This is a genomic window from Muricomes intestini (genome assembly GCF_004346165.1).
GTDB lineage: Bacteria > Bacillota > Clostridia > Lachnospirales > Lachnospiraceae > Muricomes > Muricomes intestini.
This window is the reverse complement of the sequence record NZ_SLZZ01000009.1, coordinates 45613-67961: the sequence shown is the minus strand read 5'-3', so window position 1 is coordinate 67961 and position 22349 is coordinate 45613. Positions and strand designations below refer to the sequence as shown.

The window sequence follows — 22349 nt, the reverse complement described above, 5'->3', positions numbered from 1 at the left end:
GTATATTAAGCATTTACTTGGTTTTGTGCTAAGGCGCTATGCTCTGCGATTGCCACCCGCATCCCTTTTGTTGTTGCACAAATGAATTTGTCAAATATCATCAGCATAGACGGGAGAATGAGAATGACGACAAACATACTGATGATGGCGCCTCGTGCCATCAGTATACAGATTGATGAAATCATATCAATGTCTGAGTATAAACCAACGCCGAAGGTTGCCGCGAAGAACCCCAGAGCCGATAAGATGATAGAGGTGATGGAGGACCCCAATGCAATCCGGATAGATTCTTTCTTCTCCTTCCTTTTACAGCGTTCCTTTTTATAACGTGTTGTCATCAAAATTGCGTAATCTACGGTTGCGCCCAACTGTATGGTTCCGATGACAATGGAAGCAATGAAAGGCATTTTTACTCCCGTGTAATATGGAATCCCAAGGTTAATGAATATTGCAAATTCAATCACTGCTACTAAAATGACCGGAAGGGAAATGGATCTAAATACAATTGCTATAATAAGAAAGACAACAATAATGGAGATTGCACTTACCACTTTAAAATCCTTATCGGTAATCGTGATCAGATCATTCGTACAAGGAGCTTCTCCAATCAACATTGCAGAGGAATCATATTTTTTGATGATATCATTCAATTTGGTGCATTGTTGGTTTACTTCCTCAGTCGCTACTTTGTATTCAGATTGGACAAGGAACAGTTGCCAGTTTCCTTGCTTCAGCGTTTCTGTAAGCTTGGTTGGAATTACATCTCTTGGTATTGCAGAGCCAAGCAGACTATCTAATCCAAGTGCAAATTTTACCCCTTTTACATCTGACATTTTATCTAGCATTGCTTTTGCATCTTTGGAAGAAAGGTTTGTATTTGCAAGAACCATATGTGTGGCATTCATGTCAAATTCTTCAGAAAGCTTTTCATTTGCTTTGATGCTGTCCAGATATTTTGGAAGTGTAGCATCCAGATTATAATAAACGTCAGCCTTCTTGTAACCGATGAGTGCAGGAGGAAGCACTACCAGGAATACCAGAATAAACACTTTGAAATGTTTAGTGATAAATCTGGCTGGCTTCTCCATGGCCGGCATAACGGTGCGGTGTGTTGTTTTCCTAATCAGTTTATCAAAGATCATGATAAATGACGGCAGAATCGTTACACAGCTGAGAACGCCGAACACAACGCCTTTTGCCATAACGATGCCAAGATCTTTTCCAAGAGTGAAGGTCATGAAACACAATGCGATAAATCCGGCCACCGTTGTGAGGGAACTTCCGAGAACAGAAGAAAAGGTATTGGAAATAGCATGTGCCATGGCACGTTCTTTATCATTGGGGAAACGCTGTTGATTCTCCTGATAACTGTGATACAAAAATATGGAGTAGTCCATTGTGACACCTAATTGCAAGACCGCACTGAGTGCTTTTGTAATATATGAAATTTCACCGAGAAAATAGTTGCTTCCCATATTATAGACGATTGCCATTCCAATACTCAGCATAAAAAAGAGCGGAAGAATCCAGCAGTCCATAAATATAGAAAGAACGATACAAGTTAGGATAACCGCGATCAGGACATAAATAGGAGTTTCCTTTTCTGACAGCTGTCTGATATCCGTGACGACGGCGGACATACTGCTTAAGTAACATTGCTTATTGGTGATGCTCCGGATTTCTGTTATAGCATCCATTGTGCTGTTTGCGGAAGTTGTATCGTCAAAGAAGATTGCCATCAGTGTTGCGTCATCCGTATTAAATACATCCTTTAGTTTACTGGGAAGTGCGTTGATTGGAATAGAAGTATCTGCGATAGAATCGTACCATATTACATCAGCAACGCCGTCTACATTCTCAATCTTTTCCTTTATAGCTGCCTCTTCTTTTGTAGTCATTCCCTCCACGACTTCCATTGCGAAAGCACCCTTCTTGAAATCATCCATCAGAATATTCTGACCTTTCATTGTATCAATATTATCAGGAAGATAATAAAGAATGTCGTAATTTACTTTGGTTTTGAAATAGCCCAGAGCCGAAGGTATTAGAAGTAAAATACCGAGTATCAGAATGGCAACACGATACTTTACTATTTTTTTACCTACGTTAACCATGTTGTTTTTCCTCCTTTTTATTTATGACCTTTAGTCATTTTTAGACTAAAAGTAATATACACCCAAAATGACCATACGTCAATATTTTTTGAATGTAAAGTTGACTTTTGGTCACTTTCTATTTATAATGAAGAAAAGTGAGTGAAAAGAGTGTGGAATTATGGGGAAAGTGGAAAAAAACAAGCAGCACAAATTAGAGGCATTGTTTGGCAGTGCCTATGACTTGTTTTTATCTCAAGGTATTTCCCAAACATCCATTCACGACATTGTTCAGAAAGCAGGAGTTGCCAAAGGAACATTTTACCTTTATTTCAAGGACAAGTATGAAATCCGGGACAGGCTGATCGCGAGGACGGCCGGAAAACTTTTTATGGCAGCACATGAAGAGCTTGAAAAATGCGGGATTCCTGAGTTTGAAGATAAGATTGTCTTTATTGTGGACTATGTGCTGGATCAGATGGTCAAAAACAAAGCGATACTCAAATTCATTTCTAAAAATCTCAGTTGGGGGATTTTCAGGCAGGCAATCATAAAAAACGAAGGAGATGAACAAATGAATGTTATGCAGTTCTTTCGTAAAATGGTGGAAGAAAACCCCAAGGTAGAGTTAAGAGCGCCTAAAACAATGCTATTTCTGATAATTGAGTTGGCAAGTTCTGCATCATACAGCACAATTTTGGAGAATGACCCGATCAGCTATGAGGAACTGAAGCCTTATTTAAATGAAAGTATCCGGGCGATTATTCGGAACCATATTGTCGAATAGGAACAAAAGTGTTATTATAGCACCTTGGAAGAAAATACAGGAGAATTGCAACTAATTCGTGGATATTTAAATGAGAATTTGCTATACTGATTAAGGAATAGGCTTACATTCTTTTTTGGAGGAAGCGGATTATGAACATCTTTGATATTTTAGGACCGGTTATGGTAGGGCCGTCCAGTTCTCATACAGCGGGGGCGGTACATATAGGACATGTTACGAGAAAGCTGCTGAGAAGCCGCCCGGTAGAAGCAGAAATTGGACTCTGTGGCTCCTTTGCGGCCACGGGAAAGGGCCATGGTACAGACAAAGCACTTGTAGCGGGACTTCTGGGAATGCAGCCGGATGATATGAGAATTCCTGAGAGTTTTAAGATTGCAGCTCATGAAGGGCTGGATTTTCAGATAAAGAATATAGAAATACGGGATGCCCATCCCAACACGGCGCTTTTAAAGGTAACCGGTGAGGACGGCAGAGTATTAGAGGTGCAGGCCTCTTCTCTGGGCGGAGGCCGTATTATGTTAAATAAATTGGACGGCATTGTGGTGAACTGTACCGGAGAGTGTCCTACACTGATTGTCCACAACCATGATACTCCCGGGCATGTAGCAGAAGTGACTTCCATGCTTGCAAAGGAGTCTATCAACATTGCGACCCTTCAACTCCACCGCGAGAAAAGAGGCGGACTGGCAGTTATGGTCATTGAGATTGACCAGACGGTGCCGGACTCTTTTATAAAGTGGCTGGAAAAACAGGAAGGCATTGTAAAGGTAACTTATATAGACAGGGAGGAAGCATAGATGGCTTATCAGTCTTTGGAAGAAATTAATCAGTTTTGCGTAGAAAAGAGTGTCCCATTTTGGAAAGCTGTATTGTTGGGGGACATGGAGGAAAATGGTATTAGTGAAGAAGAATCTGTCCATACTATGAAGGGAATGTGGGACGCTATGCTGCGGGCAAGCGATGATTACGACACAAATCTCACCTCAAACAGCGGACTCGTAGGAGGCATGGGGGGACAGATGGAATCATACCGCAAAAAAGGAGATACACTTTGCGGAAATTTTGTTTCTAAAGTTATTGCGCAAGCTTTGCAAATGGGGGAATCCAATGCTTGTATGAAGCGGATTGTTGCCGCCCCGACAGCGGGGGCTTGTGGTGTGATACCGGCGGTGCTTGTTCCCTTATTCAGAGAGAAAAGAAATATAGAGCAGGAGATTCTCCACAGTCTTTATGTAACGGCGGGAATCGGAGAGGTGATAGCATCCAGGGCTTTTATAGCAGGCGCATCAGGCGGATGCCAGGCAGAAATAGGCTCTGCCTCCGCAATGGCTGCGGGAGCGCTGGTTTATTTAAAAGGCGGAGACAATAATCAGATTACGGATGCAGCTGCAATGGCCCTGAGTAATCTAATGGGACTTGTCTGTGATCCTGTCGCCGGTCTGGTTGAAGTACCCTGTGTAAAAAGAAATGTAGTGGGAGCTGTCAATGCGCTGTCTGCGGCGGATATGGCTCTGGCAGGCATTACAAGCCGTATTCCTCCGGACCAGGTAATTGATGCCATGAGAGAAGTTGGGGAAACAATGAACGATTCTCTGCGTGAAACAGGAAAAGGCGGGTTGGCGAACACTCCAAGAGCAAAAGAAATTTCAGAAAATATTTGACGGATAAGTGCGGGATGTGTTACAATGCCATTCAGTAAGGGAGTAGTCGGCGATTAACCGCGAAAGGGCCAACAACCGGAACAGAAGTTCCTGGCTTTTGATGAAATGACGAGACTTATCTGTATATACAGATAAGTCTTTTTTTAATCGTAGGATGAAAACAGACTTAAAGGAGGTCACTATGAAAGAGTACTTAACCAATGTGGAAGAAGTACTGCAGGAACAAAAGTCTAATGAGGAAGGTCTTAGTACCCAGGAGGCTGAAAAAAGGCTGCAGCAATATGGAGCAAACAAATTAAAAGAAGGAAAAAAAGTATCTGTTTTTCAGCGTTTCCTTGGAGAACTGGCGAATCCTATGATTATTATACTAATTGTAGCTGCGGTTATCTCCGGAATCACATCAGTTTTGGAAGGTGAGCCCTTTGCAGAGGCTATCATCATCATGATTGTGGTGATTATTAACGCGGTGCTGGGTGTTGTGCAGGAGAGCAAGGCTGAGAAAGCGATTGAGGCTCTCCAGGAAATTGCGGCGGCCACATCAAATGTAATCCGCGATGGGAAGCAAGCCAGCATAAGAAGCGAGGAGCTTGTTCCGGGGGATATTGTTATGCTGGAAGCCGGAGACGCAGTTCCGGCAGATGCAAGAATTATAGAAAGTGCCAGCATGAAGATAGAAGAGGCTGCACTGACCGGAGAATCTGTGCCTGTCAATAAAATTTGTAAAGTCTTGAATCTGGACGGAGCAAAGGATGTCCCTCTTGGCGACAGAAAGAACATGTGCTATATGGGAAGCACGGTAGTATATGGGCGCGGAAGGGCCGTAGTGACGGCAACTGGCATGGATACCGAGATGGGGAAGATTGCCGATGCACTGTCAAATGCAAAAGATGACGAAACACCGCTCCAGATTAAATTGAATCAGCTCAGTAAAGTTCTAAGTATTCTGGTGTTGATTATCTGTGTTGTAATATTTGCAGTAAGTCTAATTAGAGCACAGGTGACAGGAACAGGAATTAACGGAGAGTTTGCTCTGGATACATTTATGATCGCAGTTTCCCTGGCGGTAGCTGCCATTCCGGAAGGCCTGGCAGCCGTAGTGACGATTGTACTCTCCATGGGTGTTACCAAGATGTCTGCAAAAAATGCAGTGATCCGCAAGCTTACTGCTGTGGAGACATTAGGCTGTACACAGATTATCTGTTCCGATAAGACCGGTACACTGACCCAGAATAAGATGACAGTGGTCCATCACAGCGGGTCTGATGAAAAAAGACTTGCAATGGCGATGGCTCTGTGCTCAGATGCCAACCTGGATGATGAAAATAATGCAGTGGGAGAACCAACTGAAGCTGCTCTCGTAAATGATGCTTATAAGCTTGGACTGCCTAAATCTGAATTGATGGAAGAATATCCGCGTGTAGGGGAAGCACCTTTTGATTCTATGCGCAAGATGATGTCTACCATACATCGGACGAGTGACGGTGAAATTATACAGTTTACAAAAGGTGCTCCGGATGAGGTTTTAAAACGGTGTACAAAATTCTGGTCGGATGGCCAGGAAAAGCCTTTAGATGATAAAACCAGAGAAGAAATCATAAGTCAGAACCGTGAGATGGCAGGACAGGCATTGCGGGTGTTGTGCGGTGCACAGCGCAGCTGGGATTCAATCCCTGACAACCAGGAACCAGGTAATTTGGAGGAGGAGCTTTGCTACCTGGGGTTGTCTGGCATGATTGACCCTGTACGCCCGGAAGTGCAGGACGCAGTTAAGGAATGCCGGGAAGCGGGAATCCGTCCTATTATGATTACGGGAGACCACAAAGATACGGCTGTCGCTATTGCAGAGCAATTGGGAATCATCGAAGATGCCAGCCAGGCAATCACCGGGGCACAATTGGATGAAATCAGCGATGAAGATTTTTTCACAGAGATTGAAAATTATTCCGTATATGCCCGTGTGCAGCCGGAACATAAGGTTCGTATTGTTAAAGGGTGGAAGAAGAAGGGCATGATTGTGGCCATGACCGGGGACGGTGTCAATGACGCTCCTTCTATCAAAAGCGCTGATATCGGTGTCGGCATGGGTATCACAGGGACAGATGTCACAAAAAATGTAGCAGATATGGTTCTGGCAGACGATAATTTTGCAACCATCGTATCTGCGGTTGAAGAGGGACGCCGCATATATGATAATATCAGAAAAGCAATTCAGTTCCTTTTAGCTTCCAATATGGCTGAGGTACTGGCTGTGTTTTTCGCCACACTGATGGGCTTTCAGATTTTAAAACCAGTGCACCTGCTTTGGATTAATCTGATTACAGATGCGTTCCCTGCACTGGCACTGGGTATGGAGAGAGCTGAAAGCGATATCATGAAGCGGGAGCCGAGAAATTCCAGAGACGGAATTTTTGCAGGAGGAATGGGATTTGATATTGGTTTCCAGGGAGCAATTGTAACAATATTAACGCTGGGTTCTTATTTTATCGGACATTATATAGAATCAGGTGTGTGGGAGATTACGGATAGTGCCGATGGAATGACGATGGCCTTTCTTACCTTGTCGATGGTTGAGATTTTCCATTCATTTAATATGCGCTCCAGACGGGGTTCCATATTTACTATGAACTATCATAATAAGTGGCTGTGGGGGGCTATGCTGCTTTCATTCGTATTGACAACAGGAGTTATTGAAATTCCTGCCCTTGCAAAGGCGTTCTCATTCCAGCCGATTGACTGGAACGAGTATCTGATTGCTATGGGACTGGCGATTGCGATTATTCCGATTATGGAAATAACAAAAGCTATCCAGAGAAAGCTGAAGAAATAGAGTAAATGTAATAAAAAGGTGAGCGGACAGGAAAACTGCCCGCTCACCTTTTTAGATGTGTCTTTTGATTGTTTCTTTTAAAATATACTTCTTGTCACTGTATCTGCCTGCAATGTATCCGTTTGCCAGATGTTCTAATTCATCTTTCAGCGGCTCAAGAACAATATTATCACTGTATTTTCTTTTTAGGGCTCTTTCCAGCAGATAATCACATACCTGTGGATTTTTTGGGAGAAGAGGACCATGCAGATAGGTTCCGATAACATTTTTGTAAAGCACACCTTCGTAACCGGATTTGCCTGTATTGCCGAGCCCATAGAATACCTTGCCAAAAGGTGTATGGCTGCCGATGTAGGTGCGGCCGCCGTGGTTTTCAAATCCCACTACAGGTGTGTCAAAGAGGGGACTGTCAAGGACAATATTCCGAATTAGGCGCTCCGGCTGCCATTCGGTGGTAATGTCTAATATAGAAAGGCCTTCTATCATCTTTTTGTCCGTCTTGTAATATTTTCCCAGAAGCTGGTATCCTCCGCAGACAGCCAGGACAACTCCGCCGTCTTCCACATAATTTTTAAAATCCTGCTGAATGTTTTTCAAATGTCCGCATACCAGCTCCTGCTCCCTGTCAGAGCCGCCGCCCAGCAGGATAATATCCAGTTGAGAAAAATCTATAGTATCACCAGAAAGAAAAGGAATAACCTCTGCTTCCATGCCCCGCCATTCCAGACGCTTGCGGAAACACTGTATGTTTCCCCTGTCACCGTACAGATTCAGCAAATCTGGGTATAAATGTCCGATTGTGAGCTTCATGTCTCTTCTCCCCCTTTTTGTGTTTTCTCTAATTCCGTCAGCATATAATTTGTGCTGTAAAGTCCGGAATAATTTACAATCACATAAAGATTGCCTGTCCCTCTCTTAGTGCGCTCAATAATAGTGCTGCGCAGATCTGTGGTATTATCACAGGAGATATCCTCGTATTTTAGGCGAAGCCCCATATCAAACTTACGGGTGCCCGCTGTAGTAATTGTGGCGGCTTCTGCATCTGCAAGATACTGGAAGTCTACATCCCAAAGCCAGGAGATGTCTTCACCATCTTGATAGGTATCGTTAATCTGTATGATGATATCCTTGGGTTTTTCGTCTTTTAATACAAGAGAAATCTTCTGTTGGAAACCGATAGGGTTCTTGGCAAGATGGAGCTGAACTCTTGCACTGTTAATTGAAAAGATACTTTCCCGGTTATTGCCGTAATCAAAAGATTCTATCATATCCTGAAAATGTGCCAGGTCAGCTTCCAGAGCATTCAGCGCCGCATAAGCGGATAAGGTATTATAAATATTGTATGGAGTGCGGGCTGTTGAATGAATCAGCATGCCATCCATAGAAAATGTATACAATTCGTCTTCCAGAGAAATGTCTGCCGCCGTAAAATCAGGCTCAGGCCGTTTCAGTCCACAGTTGGGACAGTGGTAAATTCCCAGTTGTCCATAATGAAAGAAATCATATTCCAATTTCTTTTCGCAGGAACGGCAAAAAATACTTTCCCGGATTTCAGAGCGGGAAATGTCATCAAATATCTGCTCACTGATGCCATATGTTACAAACGTATTTCCACTTTCCGAAGCCAGAGTGTAGGAAAGTACATCATCGCAGTTAATAATCAGTTTTGTATCCGGAACGCTTGTTACAGCAGTCTTCAGTTTATTGAATGTAATGTCCACCTCGCCGAAACGGTCGAGCTGATCCCTGGAAATATTAGTTAAAAGAGCGCAGTCCGGTTTTAATTGGGGCAGTACATTTACAGATGCAATTTCATCTACCTCAATACAGGCATAATCTGCATCCAGGCGGCAGTGCTTGTCTGCCGCAAGAACAAAGGCGGAGATAATCCCGTTGAGCATGTTGGCACCAGTTCGGTTTATAATCACCTTTTTACCTTCTGCTTCCAGGGCATGATATAAAATACTGTTGGTTGTTGTTTTACCGTTTGTCCCCATAGTTACAATTGTTTTTTCCTTTACCATTCCCACCATAACACTCAGGATGTGGGGATCCACAAGACGGGCCACATATCCCGGAAGAGTGACGCCGCTCCCTCTGTTTAGTTTTTTAATCAGATAACTGGTGCATTTAGCACATTTGATTGCAAGTACGCTTCTTAATTTCATGATCTTATTGTCAACACTTATCCTTTTCTTAGAATCTTGTACTATTATAATGGAAACAAGTCCAGAAAACAAGGAACTGTGTCAATTTATGAAAATTTTGGTGAAGCCTCTGGAAATTTGTTCTCAGTGTGGTAGAATGAATAAGATTAAATTTGGAAAATACTGTAGATAATGTATCACAAAAATGAGGTGAAAGAAAATACATGCGAAAAGAAAACAGACTGCAGATGATTGAAGAGAGAAGTAACAGGAGGATCCCCACCACTCGGTATCGTCCGGAGTACCGTAAGGGGCTGACCAATCAGCAGGTGCAGGAACACAGGCTGCATGGTTGGAGTAATATATCGGTGGACCCACCTGCCAAGACAACAAAGGAGATTATCCATGATAATCTGTTTACGTATTTCAACCTGATATTTTTAATTCTGGCTATACTTTTATGTATTGCGGGTTCTTTCCGCAACCTTACCTTTCTGCCGGTTATTATTTTAAATACATTGATTGGAATTGTGCAGGAAATCCGGGCAAAAAGGGTTCTGGACAAGCTGACCATGCTCAATGCGCCGCATGCAACAGTGGTTAGAGAAGGCCTGGAAACAGTGATTGATGCGGAAGAGTTGGTGTTGGACGATATTGTTATTTTTAAGGCCGGCAATCAGGTCTGCGCAGATGCTGAAGTTTGTGCAGGTGAGGTTCAGGTCGATGAGTCTCTGCTGACAGGTGAATCTGATGAAATCACGAAGAGAAAAGGCGACAGTCTGATGTCAGGAAGCTTTATTGTATCGGGAAAATGTCATGCAAGGCTGGATAAGGTGGGGATGGACTCCTATATTTCCAAATTGACACTGGAAGCAAAGGCGATGCAGAAAGGGGAACAGTCCGAAATGATCCGTTCCCTGGATAAACTGGTAAAAGGCGTCGGAATAGCCATCATACCTATTGGAATTATTCTGTTTGTGCAGGCACTTTATTTTCAAAAGGAAGGATTTCAGTCCAGCATCACATCTATGGTTGCAGCAGTCATTGGAATGATTCCCGAAGGACTTTATCTTCTGACAAGCGTAGCACTTGCAGTCAGTTCGGTCAGGCTGGCTCACAAAAAGGTTCTGCTTCATGATATGAAATGTATTGAAACACTGGCCCGAGTCGATGTACTTTGTGTGGATAAGACGGGAACTATCACGGAGAATACCATGGAAGTTCAAAGGGTGATTCCTGCAGAAGGGTATGACATTGAGACCATGGGTCTTTTGGATGTGATGATCGGGGACTTCACGTCGGCAATGGAGAATGACAACATTACAATGGAGGCCATGAAAAGTTATTTTCAGTCTACGTCCGGAAAAAAGCCGGTGAGTAAGACGGGATTTTCCTCTGCCACAAAATACAGCAGCGTTACATTTGAGAATGCTGCCTATGTGCTTGGTGCCCCTGAGTTTGTTCTCCGTCAACATTATGAAAAGTATGAAGACACAATTATGGAATATGCTTCAAAAGGAACCAGGGTGCTTGTGTTTGGTTTTTATGACGGTGAAATAGACGGTAAGGCATTGAAAGAAGAGGTTGTTCCCCTGGGATATATCCTTCTGGAAAACCCCATCAGAAAAGAAGCGGAAGAGACTTTCCAATACTTTGCTGAGCAGGGAGTTGAAGTGAAAGTAATATCAGGAGACAATCCGGTAACTGTTTCTGAGGTGGCAAAGAGAGCAGGCATTGCTCATGCAGAAAATTATGTAGATGCATCTTCTCTGAAATCAGACGAGGATATCCGCGAAGCTGTGCTGAAAAACACAGTCTTCGGGAGGGTGACCCCCAGTCAGAAACGTCAGTTTGTACAAGTGTTAAGGGATGCAGGAAAAACAGTTGCCATGACAGGTGACGGCGTAAATGATGTGCTGGCGCTTAGAGATGCAGACTGTAGTATTGCCATGGCATCCGGAAGCGAGGCGGCAGCTCAGGCATCCCAGCTTGTACTCTTGGAGTCGGATTTTTCGTGCATGCCCCAGGTGGTTATGGAAGGGCGGAGAGTTGTCAACAATATTCAGCGCTCGGCGAGTCTGTTTTTGGTAAAAAACATATTTTCCTTCCTGCTATCCTTGTTCTCTGCTGTATTTATGATTACTTATCCTCTGGAGCCTTCCCAGGTATCTCTGATCAGCATGTTCACAATCGGAATACCGGCATTTTTCCTTGCTCTTGAGCCAAATAAAAATATTATTAAAGGCCATTTCCTGACAAATGTATTTTTGAAGGCACTTCCGGCAGCGCTGACAGATGTGCTGGCAGTCGGGGCTCTTGTAGTGTTCGGCCTGACGTTCGATGTGAGCTCTACAGACATTTCTACAGCGGCCACTATGCTGCTGGCAATTGTAGGATTCATGATTTTATATAAAATCAGTGCCCCCATGAATATCCTGAGAGTGGTGGTAGTGGCAGGCAATATTATAGGGCTGCTTTTCTGCAGTATTTTCCTGAATGACTTATTTGCCATTACATCCATGTCTACAAAATGTGTAATGCTATTTATAGTCTTCTCCATTGCAACGGAACCTGTGCTGCGTTACCTGACATCTTTTCTTGGAAAGCTAAGACTGTACTACGTGAGATTAAGAGGACGCTCAGAAGAATCTACAGGCACTTATTGAATTGATTTTCATTTTAGAACGGCATAGCTTAGCAATTTTTGTAGATTATTATAGAATTGCCTGTTCTGGGAACGGAGCCTTGCTTTTTCTGTGTTCGTCCGGTTTTGTTCCACGTAGGCCTCATATTTTGAAAAGAGCACACGGTAATCCATGCTCTGTTTTTGCCCCCAGCGAACCAGTACCCAGTTCATAGCCTCGGGCTGCCAACAGTTTAGAGGAATTTCTGCTGCTTTTAAAATCGTAATATAGCGGATGGCCTGCAGGGATAAAGTGTTAAGCTGCTCTGCAACTGCTGTGTCATCCCCATTTTGCTTTCCGATTTTTCTAAAAATTTTGAATGAAATTCTTTCTTTTTTGTGGCTGGTCTCTATGATTTTCTCACTTTGTGATACAATTTCATTAAGCTTGCAGGCGGCATTCCAATATGTAACAAAAGAGGGGGCAGTGCATTCTGCAGAATCTCCTTTTCCGACGGTGTAAGTGCGGAACACACGGTTCGGCTTCCCTGCCAGTACATGGTTGTATTCCTTTCTCTTGTCAGGATTGGAGAGTATCCGGTATGCCTCCAGTATTTCCTGCATATAGGATGTTGTATCTATATCATTATGTATATTGGCATCAGGGTGGTATACCTTTGCCAAAGCATTCTTTGCATCTGTAATATCCTCCGTGGTTGCTTCTCTGGATACACCGAGAATGTCGTAATATGTACGGGTTTCCATTGCTTTCTCCTTGCCTTATTTATTCCCGCGGGCAACGAGCCAAGCGGAAATGCTTGCATTTCCATTTGGCGACTGCCGCGAGGGTCAAAGGGTATTTTGACCCCTGATACCTACGGATTGCTCCGCACTTTGTGCTCCCGCAATCCTAAAAACATTCGAAATCCCCCCTATTCGGGCTACTTTCTCATGTTTTGCGGGTCCCAAAGTCATGCTTTATCATGCAAGCATGAAACGCATGACCTTTTGCCTCTGGTATCATATTACGATATGAGAAAAGAAAAATCAAGAAAAGTTAGGAGACAAAATACTCCCTTTTAAGGGGTTGAAAAATAAACTGAAAGTTTTATAATTACTTGGTATAAGGCTGAATAGGAGGATTATTATGCAGACATTTATTAAAGAGTACCTGGGACATATTATACCTGTCACTTTCTATCTGAAATCCGGCGGAGAAGTTTCACAGATAGGAAATGCGTCAGTCCCAGAGTTTACGGTAACCTTAAATAAGAATCTGGAGCAGAAGGAATTGCTTACCAGCACATCGCTTGCACTGGGCGAAGCATATATGCGTGGAGATCTTGAGGTGGACAGGGATTTGTATGAGGTACTTGACTTATTCATGGGCGAGATGGGAAAGTTCACAACAGATAAGTCGGCCCTGAGGAAATTAATCACCACATCAAAATCTAAGAAAAATCAGAAAAAAGAAGTGACTTCCCACTATGATATCGGCAATGATTTCTACCGCCTCTGGCTGGATGAGACCATGAGTTATTCCTGCGGTTATTTTAAGGAGGATTCCTATACCTTGTATCAGGCACAGGTGGGAAAGGTACATCACATTCTGGACAAGCTTCATCTGGAAGAGGGAATGACACTGCTTGATATAGGCTGCGGCTGGGGATTTCTCCTGAAAGAAGCAGCAAAAAAATACGGTGTGAAGGGAACCGGCATAACCCTGAGCCAAGAGCAGTACAAAAAGTTCTCTGACGATATAGAGAAAGAAGGGCTTCAGGACTTACTGTCTGTAAAGCTTATGGATTACAGAGACTTGGAGAAATCAGGCCTGCAATTTGACCGGGTGGTCAGTGTCGGCATGCTTGAACACGTGGGCCGGGGAAATTATGAATTGTTTCTGAAAAATGTATATGAGGTTTTAAAACCGGGAGGATTGTTTTTACTGCATTACATCAGCGCACTGGAGGAACATGAAGGTGACGCATGGATTAAAAAATATATTTTTCCCGGAGGAACCATACCAAGCCTGCGGGAGATTATAAATATTCTGCCGGATTACAAGTTCTATACACTGGATGTGGAAAGCCTGAGAAGACATTATAATAGAACACTGCTGTGCTGGCGTGAAAATTTCTTAAACCACAGAGACGAGGTTGTAAAAATGCAGGGAGAGGAATTTGCCCGGATGTGGGAACTCTACCTGGCTGCCTGCGCCGCAACATTCCATAATGGCATTATAGATATACATCAGATTTTAATTTCTAAAGGAGTAAATAACGAGCTACCCATGACCCGAGTGGTATAAAAAAGTTCTAATTTTTTTCTCCCTCTACTATATTGTTAATAGACGATGTAGCAGAGGGAGTTTTATATGAAACGAGTATTGGCGGTACTTCTCAGTACATTCCTATGTGTGCAGAATGTATATGCAATGCCGGCAAAAGAACATATTGTCTATGAGGATACTCAAGAAACGATTGAGGGTACAGAGGATACCGAAAACACGGACGACACAGAAAATATAGAAGAGTCAGAGGATACCGAAAATACAGAAGTTCCAGAAGATGTAGAGGAAATACAGGAAACCGTATCAGAGGATTCTGAAGGAGAACAACCTGCCCAAGAAGCAGCAGGTCCCCAGGTCAGTGCGCCATCTGCAGTTTTGATGGAGGCTTCGACGGGTGAGGTTATCTACGAAAAGGATGCAGATACGCCCCGTCCTCCGGCAAGTGTGACGAAGGTTATGACCATGCTGCTGATTTTCGATGCTCTGGCAGAGGGGAAGATTAAGCTGGAGGATCAGGTGACAACTTCTGAATATGCGGCATCTATGGGCGGTTCTCAGGTGTTTTTGGAGGCAGGAGAGACTCAGACTGTAGATACAATGCTAAAATGCATCTCCGTAGCCAGCGGAAATGATGCTTGTGTAGCTATGGCAGAGTACATATGCGGCAATGAAGAGGAGTTTGTCAGACGGATGAATGAGAGGGCAAAGGGACTGGGCATGGAGAATACTCATTTTGTTAATTGCAATGGGCTGGATGCGGACGGACATGTTACAACAGCAAGGGATATTGCCCTGATGTCACGGGAGCTGATTACAAAATATCCTCAGATTCAGGACTACTGTATGATATGGATGGAGAATATTACCCATACAACCCAAAAGGGAACTTCGGAATTTGGCCTTACAAATACGAATAAACTTGTGCGGCAGTATGAATACGCCACCGGATTGAAAACCGGTTCTACCGGGTTGGCAAAATTTTGTGTGTCGGCAACAGCTAAAAAGAATGACATTGATCTGGTCGCAGTCATTATGGCGGCAGAAGACTCTAAAGCCCGGTTCAAGGATGCCACCACACTGCTAAATTATGGATTTGGGAAATGCCAGCTCTACAAGGACGAGAAGCCTCAAAAGTTAAAGGATATAGATGTGAATGGCGGAGTGGAGGATACTGTACCCTGTAAATATTCCGGGACATTCCGCTATCTTGACACAACAGGAGCCAATCTGTCAGAAATTACAAAAAAATTGAATATGAAGAAGAGCCTGGATGCGCCTGTCAAGAAAGGGAATGTCGCAGGAAGCCTGGTATATGAGCTGGATGGGAAAGAAATAGGCAAGGTGGATGTCATTGCCTCCCAAAATGTAAAAAAAGCTGGTATATTTGACTATCTTAAGAAGGTAATGAAAGAATTTACTATAGCTGCATAAGCAGTAATTGAATTTGCCGGCAAAAAATGTTAATATAATGTAAATGCTAACAGATTTGCCGGCAGATTTATGCCGCTTTACTGTTACTGATGGAGGATAATGATGGATTTTTCGAAAATGATTGATCATACAATTTTGAAACCAGAGGCAACAAAGCAGGATGTGGAGAAGCTTTGCAGGGAGGCTGTGGAATATGGTTTCCATTCTGTTTGTGTAAATTCCAGTTTTGTATATTACTGTGCAAAGCTTTTAAAGGACAGCGATGTAAAAGTGTGTACGGTAGTTGGGTTCCCCCTCGGTGCCATGTCCACGGCAGGGAAGGCCGCAGAGACTCTTGCAGCTGTGGAGGACGGGGCAGAAGAGATTGACATGGTCATTCATGTGGGGATGATTAAGAGCAGGGACTGGGATTACGTGAAACAGGATATATCTTCTGTTGTGGAAGCGGCAGGAGATAAGGCAATAGTAAAGGTCATTCTCGAGACTTGTCTTCTCACCGATGATGAGAAAGAATATGCCTGCAGAATATGCCGGGAGTCGGGGGCAGCTTTTGTGAAAACCTCCACAGGCTTTTCAACGGACGGCGCCCGGGAGGATGATGTAGCCCTGATGCGCAGGATTGTAGGATCAGGTATGGGGGTGAAAGCTTCCGGCGGAATCCGGAGCCCTGAGACGGCTTTAGACATGGTCCGCGCAGGTGCCGACAGGCTGGGGACAAGCTCGGGGATAGCAATTGTAGAAGGAATAAAGCATGAGTAGGATTGTTGGCACAATTTTTCTTGTATTGCTTGTAATCATTCTGGTGGAGGGAAAACGGGAACTGGGGTTTTTTAAAATCACCAGATATTCCTTACAGGTTCCCAAATTCCGGCTGCTGGATACAGAGAAAAAAGTAGTTCTGCTGGCAGATCTGCACAATAAAGTATACGGTGAGCACAATGATGAGCTTTTCAGGGCCATACGCAGGGAAAAACCAAATTTAATTCTAATAGCAGGGGACATGCTGGTGGGGAAAGAAAACTCTGATTTTCAGGAGGCCCTTTCTTTTATTGCAAAACTGCCTTCTGTTTGTCCAGTGTATTATTCCCTCGGAAATCATGAGCAGCGTTTAAAGGAATCTCCCTGGGACTATGAGCGGAAGATTTATTACAATTATAAGAATGCACTTCAAAAATCCGGCGTTCATTTTCTGGAGAATCAGGCGGAAGATGTAATGCTGGATAAGCTTTGTGTGCGCATATCCGGGCTGGAGCTTCCCATAATCACTTATGAAAAGTTTAAGAAACATCAGGTTGCTCCGGAGGATATCAGCCGGTGTATACAGGATGCCAAAAAGAATAAATATAATATATTGCTTGCCCACAATCCGGTGTTTTTCCCCGTGTATAAGGAGTGGGGAGCTGATTTAACACTGTCGGGGCATCTCCATGGAGGTATTATACGTATTCCCGGTCTTGGAGGACTCATTACTCCGCAGGCTGTTTTGTTTCCAAAATATTCAGGAGAGATGACGCAGAAAGACAATCAGGCCCTTGTCGTGAGCAAAGGCCTGGGTACTCATACAATCAATCTGCGTTTCTGCAACAATGCAGAAGTGGTCGTCATCAACCTGCAGCCATTTAAAAGGGAATAAGAATGTCTGTGTCAGTATGAATACCTTAAGGGAGAATGTGAAATATGGGAATACCTGTAAAGCTGGAAGTGTTTGAAGGTCCTCTGGACCTTCTGCTTCATTTGATTGAAAAAAGTAAAATAGATATTTATGATATACCAATTGTAGAGATTACCGCCCAGTACATGGATTACATCCACGACATGCCGAAGGAAGACTTAAACATCATGAGTGAATTTCTCGTAATGGCTGCTACGCTGCTGGATATCAAGTGTAAAATGCTTTTGCCCAAAGAGGTCAATGAAGACGGGGAGGAAGAAGACCCCCGCCGGGAACTGGTGGAACAGCTTCTGCAGTATAAAATGTTTAAATATGTGGCTTACGAGCTGAAAGACCGGCAGCATAATGCTGATCAGATTTTATTTAAGACACCCGGAATTCCGGAGGAGGTCATGGAATATGTGGAGCCTGTAGATATAGATCTGCTTCTGGGTGACCTGACACTGAAACAACTGAATCAGGTTTTTCAGGATATCATGAAGCGCAAAGAGGATAAAATAGACCCAGTGAGAAGTAAGTTCGGTAAAATTGAAAAGGAAGAAATTCCTCTTCCTGTAAAACTGTCCTATGTAGAGGACTATGCCAGAACACATCATAAATTCAGTTTCCGACGGCTCCTTGAAGAGCAAAAGAGTAAGATGCATATCGTTGTAACCTTCCTGGCCATTCTAGAATTAATGAAGCTGGGGACAATTCGAGCAGAGCAGGAGGAAACATGCGGGGAAATCATGATTCGCTCGCTGATATAAAAGGATGGAAGAGGATATGGAAATAGAAAAACTGCAGGGTATTATAGAGGCGATTCTTTTTGCAATGGGAGATTCCGTGAAGCTAAACCAAATTGCAGCAGTGATCGGACATGACGAGGATACAACAAGGAAGATTATTCACAATATGATGGATAAATATGAGCAGCAGGACAGGGGTATCCGCATCCTTGAACTAGAAAATTCTTTTCAGATGTGTACCAAAAAGGAAATGTATGAATATCTGATACAGATTGCTAAACAGCCTAGAAAATATGTCCTGACGGATGTTCTGCTGGAAACCTTATCTATTGTGGCCTATAAACAGCCGGTTACAAAATTAGAGATTGAAAAAATAAGAGGTGTGAAATCGGATCATGCCGTAAACAAACTGGTGGAATATGGACTAGTGGAGGAAGTGGGGCGTATGGATGCACCCGGCAGACCTCTGTTGTTTGGGACTACCGAGGAGTTTCTGCGCAGGTTCAGTGTCCAGTCTCTGGATGACCTGCCTTCAATCAACCCTGAACAGGTAGAGCATTTTAAGGAGGAGGCTGAGGAGGAAGCACAGCTGAAACTAGATATCTGACCGTTTAAAGAATGTAGTTCTATCGAAATGTATTTTCACATAGATACTAATAATATGGTATGTTGTGAAGTGGGCTAAAATGGCGGAGCAGGAAAGAAACACGGATAAGGGCAAGATGACTGTCCTAAAAATAAAAAGAAGAATCGCAGCGTTAATTCTAATCTGCTGTACCGTATACGTTACAGGGCTTTCAGGCATGAAAACACAAATGCGGGAGGTACAGGCGGAAACGAAAGAACCGGAAAATTTATACGCCCAATCGGCGGTCCTTATGGACGCGGACAGCGGGCGTATTTTATTTTCGAAAAATGGACAACAGGAAAGGGCAATGGCCAGTACTACGAAAATTATGACCTGTATTCTGGCGCTGGAATACGGGGGCCTGGATGACAAAATGTCAGTCAGTGCTTACGCTGCATCTCAGCCTCAGGTACACCTTGGAGCTGTGAAGGGGGAAGAGTTTTACCTTAGAGATTTACTTTATTCCCTGATGCTGGAATCCCACAATGATTCTGCGGTTATCATTGCTGAAAATGTTGGGAAAAGCGTGGAAGGCTTTGCGGACATGATGAATGCAAAAGCAAAGGAGCTGGGGTGTAAAAACACATATTTCATTACTCCCAACGGACTGGATGCATCCGATGAAAAGGGAAGTCACCACACTACCGCAGAAGATCTGGCAAGGATTATGAAATATTGTATTATGGATTCCCCCGAAAAAGATATGTTTCTGGAAGTCACAAGAACATCCAATTATCAATTCACTGACTGCTCCGGAAAACATTCTTATTCCTGTACAAACCACAACGCATTTCTGCAAATGATGAAGGGTGCTCTTTCAGGGAAGACCGGCTTTACCGGAGATGCAGGTTATTGCTACGTAGGCTCGCTGAAAGATAAAGGGAGAACCTTCATTGTGGCTCTGCTCGCATGTGGCTGGCCAAATAATAAAAGCTATAAATGGGCGGACACGAAAGCTTTGATGAATTATGGCTTAGAACATTACGAGTATCGCAATATCAGGCAGGATGTGCCTACGGGTACTCTGAAAGTATATCATGGAGTTGACAGTCAAAACCCTTTTGAGCCGGAAACTGAAATTCCTCTTGAGGTGGCAGGAACTGCTGAGAATTGGAGCATACTTCTGAGAGATGACGAAAAGGTAAACGTGAATTGGGAAAAGAAAAAGAATGCAGAAGCTCCTGTTGGAAAAGGAGAAAAAGTAGGGGAAGTCCGGTATACCTTGAATGGAGAGCTGTTAAAATCTTATGATATTGTAAGTGGCTGCAGTATACCTGAAAAAAACGCCGCCTGGTATATAAAGACGATTTTCAGGCTGTATTTTCTACAGAAAGTTTGAAAAAAATAAAATATATCAATAATAATGATTAAATTTACCACTGGTGAATGACGGATTCTTATGGTAGTATAAGAAAGAATAAAAAAAGACAATTAATTTGATTAAATGTAAGGAGCCGTCAATATGAAGAACTTTGAAAAATACGAGAAAATGTACTTTATGCCGCCCGAGCCATGCTATGATTGGGTAAAAAAGGATTCTATCACCAATCCCCCTATATGGTGCAGTGTGGATTTGAGAGATGGAAATCAGGCACTAGTAGAACCTATGAGCCTGGATGAAAAGATTGAATTTTTCCAGCTTCTTCTGGACGTAGGATTCAAAGAAATTGAAGTCGGGTTTCCGGCATCTTCTGAGACAGAATATCAGTTTCTGAGGGCACTTATTGAGCAAAATATGATTCCTGACGATGTGACGATTCAGGTTTTGACACAGGCCAGAGAACACATTATCAGGAGAACCTTTGATGCGGTACAGGGAGCCCCTCATGCCGTTATCCATGTTTACAATTCCACTTCTGTGGCTCAGAGAGAACAGGTGTTTAAAAAGGGACCTGAAAAAATCAAGAAAATTGCAATCGATGGTGCAAAGCTGCTGAAAAAGCTGGCAAAAGAGACGGAAGGGAATTTTATCTTTGAGTACAGTCCTGAAAGCTTTCCGGGAACGGAGGTGGATTATGCGCTGGATGTATGCAACGCAGTTCTTGATGTGTGGAGGCCAGATGGAGAGCATAAAGTTATCATTAATCTCCCTACAACCGTAGAAAATGCCATGCCGCATGTGTTTGCAAGCCAGGTGGAATACTTTGACAAACATCTCCTCTACCGAAAAAATGTGATACTTTCTCTTCATCCTCACAATGACAGGGGCTCAGGTGTCAGTGACGCAGAGTTGGGAATTCTTGCAGGAGCAGACCGCATAGAAGGAACTCTTTTCGGCAACGGAGAGAGAACAGGCAATGTGGATATTGTTACCCTGGCAATGAACATGTTTTCCCATGGCGTGGACCCGAAGCTGGATTTCTCTAACATGAACGAAATCTGTGAGACTTATGAGAGACTCACGGGAATGCAGGTATCTCCCCGTCAGCCCTACGCGGGAGAACTAGTATTTACCGCTTTTTCGGGGTCTCATCAGGATGCAATTGCCAAGGGGATGTCCTGGAGAGAAGAAAGACAGGAAGACAAATGGACAGTGCCTTACCTTCCGATTGATCCCAAGGATGTAGGCAGAAGATACGATTCTGATGTAATAAGGATTAACAGCCAGTCTGGTAAAGGCGGGGTCAACTATATCCTCAAACAGAACTTCGGCATCAGTCTTCCTGAGAAAATGAAGGAAGAAGTAGGATATCTGGTAAAGGATGTCTCGGACAAAACGCATAGGGAGCTCAGTCCTGACTGGGTTTATCATATTTTTGAAGACAACTATATTAATGCAAAGTCAATTTTCACAGTAGACGAGTGCCATTTTAAACAGGAACATGGCATTGTAACAAAGGCAACCATCCATCATGCAGACACTGACAGGATAATTACAGGCGTGGGAAATGGACGTCTGGATGCAGTAAGCAATGCAATCAAGCAATATTTCAATGTCAACTATGACCTTGCATTTTATGAGGAACATTCTCTGACAAAAGGCTCCTCCTCCAAGGCGGTGGCTTACGTAGGTGTGATATACGGCAAGAAGAAATTCTGGGGTGTGGGAATTGATGCGGATATTATCAAGGCATCTGTAGAGGCTCTTGTTGTAGCTGTCAACAAGATTGAAGAAATCAGAAATGCCGAGAGCTGTAAAGATGAAAGACTACTGGAAATCACCAATTATATTTATATGAATTACAAAGATGTAACGCTGGAAGATTTATCTGAAAGGTTTTTCCTCACCAAACCGTACCTTTCCAAATATATCAAAGAAAAGTCGGGGACAACTTTTGGAGAAATCTTAAAAGAAATACGGTTGAAAAAGGCACGCGCGATGCTAAAGAGCAATAATACAACAGTGGAAAGTATTGCAGAATCTGTAGGATATCAGAATGTAGAACACTTTAACAGGGTTTTCAAGAAAATGTATCATATGACCCCTGTACAGTTCAGAAACAGCAAATAGAATAGCATAAG

17 protein-coding genes are annotated in these 22349 nt (G+C 43.3%); 13 read left to right on the top strand and 4 right to left on the bottom strand.

From position 1 onward, the window contains the following. Window positions 1-5: 5 nt before the first annotated feature. On the bottom strand, window positions 6-2114 hold the full coding sequence (locus EDD59_RS07955) for an efflux RND transporter permease subunit (RefSeq protein WP_132380741.1): 2109 nt from the start codon (window positions 2112-2114) through the stop codon (window positions 6-8). 160 nt (window positions 2115-2274) lie between these two features. Here EDD59_RS07955 and EDD59_RS07950 point away from each other — a divergent pair, with 160 nt between their 5' ends. From EDD59_RS07950 to EDD59_RS07935, 4 genes are all read left to right on the top strand, one after another. Next, window positions 2275-2880: a TetR/AcrR family transcriptional regulator gene (locus EDD59_RS07950; protein WP_132380739.1), complete on the top strand. Its 606-nt coding sequence runs from the start codon at window positions 2275-2277 to the stop codon at window positions 2878-2880. Window positions 2881-3011: 131 nt separating this feature from the next. Then, entirely contained in the window at window positions 3012-3677 is a 666-nt protein-coding gene (gene sdaAB / locus EDD59_RS07945) for an L-serine ammonia-lyase, iron-sulfur-dependent subunit beta (protein WP_132380737.1), read from the top strand. Beyond that, window positions 3678-4541: an L-serine ammonia-lyase, iron-sulfur-dependent, subunit alpha gene (sdaAA, locus tag EDD59_RS07940; protein ID WP_132380735.1), complete on the top strand. Its 864-nt coding sequence runs from the start codon at window positions 3678-3680 to the stop codon at window positions 4539-4541. It begins immediately after the preceding gene. A 154-nt stretch (window positions 4542-4695) separates the two neighbouring features. Continuing rightward, on the top strand, window positions 4696-7368 hold the full coding sequence (locus EDD59_RS07935; protein ID WP_132380733.1) for a cation-translocating P-type ATPase: 2673 nt from the start codon (window positions 4696-4698) through the stop codon (window positions 7366-7368). A gap of 51 nt (window positions 7369-7419) precedes the next feature. Here the strand turns inward: EDD59_RS07935 and EDD59_RS07930 are convergent, their stop codons facing one another. Next, the gene (locus EDD59_RS07930; RefSeq protein ID WP_132380731.1) at window positions 7420-8178 is read right to left on the bottom strand and encodes a type 1 glutamine amidotransferase; all 759 of its coding nucleotides are present in this window, start codon (window positions 8176-8178) and stop codon (window positions 7420-7422) included. After that, entirely contained in the window at window positions 8175-9536 is a 1362-nt protein-coding gene (locus EDD59_RS07925) for a Mur ligase family protein (protein ID WP_132380729.1), read from the bottom strand. The genes EDD59_RS07930 and EDD59_RS07925 overlap by 4 nt, the downstream gene beginning before the upstream one ends. Window positions 9537-9739: 203 nt before the next feature. On the opposite strand from EDD59_RS07925, the gene EDD59_RS07920 reads away from it, so the two are divergent. Continuing rightward, window positions 9740-12181, top strand: a complete 2442-nt coding sequence (locus tag EDD59_RS07920) for a cation-translocating P-type ATPase (protein ID WP_132380727.1) — start codon at window positions 9740-9742, stop codon at window positions 12179-12181. A gap of 8 nt (window positions 12182-12189) precedes the next feature. On the opposite strand, the gene EDD59_RS07915 is transcribed toward EDD59_RS07920, so the two are convergent. After that, complete coding sequence (locus tag EDD59_RS07915; protein ID WP_132380725.1) at window positions 12190-12903, bottom strand: J domain-containing protein; 714 nt, start codon at window positions 12901-12903, stop codon at window positions 12190-12192. A 382-nt stretch (window positions 12904-13285) separates the two neighbouring features. Between EDD59_RS07915 and EDD59_RS07910 the strand changes: the two genes are divergently transcribed. The 8 genes from EDD59_RS07910 (at window position 13286) to EDD59_RS07875 (ending at window position 22338) form a co-directional block, all read left to right on the top strand. Continuing rightward, window positions 13286-14446 (top strand): SAM-dependent methyltransferase, encoded by a 1161-nt coding sequence (locus tag EDD59_RS07910; protein ID WP_132380723.1) that lies wholly within the window; start codon window positions 13286-13288, stop codon window positions 14444-14446. 66 nt (window positions 14447-14512) lie between these two features. Further along, window positions 14513-15859, top strand: coding sequence for a D-alanyl-D-alanine carboxypeptidase family protein (locus EDD59_RS07905; RefSeq protein WP_243117368.1), 1347 nt, complete (start codon window positions 14513-14515; stop codon window positions 15857-15859). A 102-nt stretch (window positions 15860-15961) separates the two neighbouring features. After that, on the top strand, window positions 15962-16618 hold the full coding sequence (gene deoC, locus EDD59_RS07900; RefSeq protein WP_132380721.1) for a deoxyribose-phosphate aldolase: 657 nt from the start codon (window positions 15962-15964) through the stop codon (window positions 16616-16618). Then, on the top strand, window positions 16611-17492 hold the full coding sequence (locus EDD59_RS07895) for a metallophosphoesterase (RefSeq protein ID WP_132380719.1): 882 nt from the start codon (window positions 16611-16613) through the stop codon (window positions 17490-17492). The genes deoC and EDD59_RS07895 overlap by 8 nt, the downstream gene beginning before the upstream one ends. A gap of 44 nt (window positions 17493-17536) precedes the next feature. After that, entirely contained in the window at window positions 17537-18280 is a 744-nt protein-coding gene (locus tag EDD59_RS07890; RefSeq protein WP_132380717.1) for a segregation and condensation protein A, read from the top strand. A gap of 16 nt (window positions 18281-18296) precedes the next feature. Then, on the top strand, window positions 18297-18866 hold the full coding sequence (scpB, locus tag EDD59_RS07885; protein ID WP_132380715.1) for an SMC-Scp complex subunit ScpB: 570 nt from the start codon (window positions 18297-18299) through the stop codon (window positions 18864-18866). Window positions 18867-18945: 79 nt separating this feature from the next. Further along, window positions 18946-20226: a D-alanyl-D-alanine carboxypeptidase family protein gene (locus tag EDD59_RS07880; protein ID WP_132380713.1), complete on the top strand. Its 1281-nt coding sequence runs from the start codon at window positions 18946-18948 to the stop codon at window positions 20224-20226. Window positions 20227-20349: 123 nt separating this feature from the next. Next, complete coding sequence (locus EDD59_RS07875; protein WP_132380711.1) at window positions 20350-22338, top strand: 2-isopropylmalate synthase; 1989 nt, start codon at window positions 20350-20352, stop codon at window positions 22336-22338. Window positions 22339-22349 lie beyond the last annotated feature (11 nt).

What these genes read in the sequence shown, in the direction of transcription:
- EDD59_RS07955 (WP_132380741.1), bottom strand. Translation starts at nt 2,114, where the DNA reads ATGGTTAACGTAGGTAAAAAAATAGTAAAGTATCGTGTTGCCATTCTG.
- EDD59_RS07950 (WP_132380739.1), top strand. Translation starts at nt 2,275, where the DNA reads ATGGGGAAAGTGGAAAAAAACAAGCAGCACAAATTAGAGGCATTGTTT.
- sdaAB (WP_132380737.1), top strand. Translation starts at nt 3,012, where the DNA reads ATGAACATCTTTGATATTTTAGGACCGGTTATGGTAGGGCCGTCCAGT.
- sdaAA (WP_132380735.1), top strand. Translation starts at nt 3,678, where the DNA reads ATGGCTTATCAGTCTTTGGAAGAAATTAATCAGTTTTGCGTAGAAAAG.
- EDD59_RS07935 (WP_132380733.1), top strand. Translation starts at nt 4,696, where the DNA reads ATGAAAACAGACTTAAAGGAGGTCACTATGAAAGAGTACTTAACCAAT.
- EDD59_RS07930 (WP_132380731.1), bottom strand. Translation starts at nt 8,178, where the DNA reads ATGAAGCTCACAATCGGACATTTATACCCAGATTTGCTGAATCTGTAC.
- EDD59_RS07925 (WP_132380729.1), bottom strand. Translation starts at nt 9,536, where the DNA reads ATGAAATTAAGAAGCGTACTTGCAATCAAATGTGCTAAATGCACCAGT.
- EDD59_RS07920 (WP_132380727.1), top strand. Translation starts at nt 9,740, where the DNA reads ATGCGAAAAGAAAACAGACTGCAGATGATTGAAGAGAGAAGTAACAGG.
- EDD59_RS07915 (WP_132380725.1), bottom strand. Translation starts at nt 12,903, where the DNA reads ATGGAAACCCGTACATATTACGACATTCTCGGTGTATCCAGAGAAGCA.
- EDD59_RS07910 (WP_132380723.1), top strand. Translation starts at nt 13,286, where the DNA reads ATGCAGACATTTATTAAAGAGTACCTGGGACATATTATACCTGTCACT.
- EDD59_RS07905 (WP_243117368.1), top strand. Translation starts at nt 14,513, where the DNA reads ATGAAACGAGTATTGGCGGTACTTCTCAGTACATTCCTATGTGTGCAG.
- deoC (WP_132380721.1), top strand. Translation starts at nt 15,962, where the DNA reads ATGGATTTTTCGAAAATGATTGATCATACAATTTTGAAACCAGAGGCA.
- EDD59_RS07895 (WP_132380719.1), top strand. Translation starts at nt 16,611, where the DNA reads ATGAGTAGGATTGTTGGCACAATTTTTCTTGTATTGCTTGTAATCATT.
- EDD59_RS07890 (WP_132380717.1), top strand. Translation starts at nt 17,537, where the DNA reads ATGGGAATACCTGTAAAGCTGGAAGTGTTTGAAGGTCCTCTGGACCTT.
- scpB (WP_132380715.1), top strand. Translation starts at nt 18,297, where the DNA reads ATGGAAATAGAAAAACTGCAGGGTATTATAGAGGCGATTCTTTTTGCA.
- EDD59_RS07880 (WP_132380713.1), top strand. Translation starts at nt 18,946, where the DNA reads ATGGCGGAGCAGGAAAGAAACACGGATAAGGGCAAGATGACTGTCCTA.
- EDD59_RS07875 (WP_132380711.1), top strand. Translation starts at nt 20,350, where the DNA reads ATGAAGAACTTTGAAAAATACGAGAAAATGTACTTTATGCCGCCCGAG.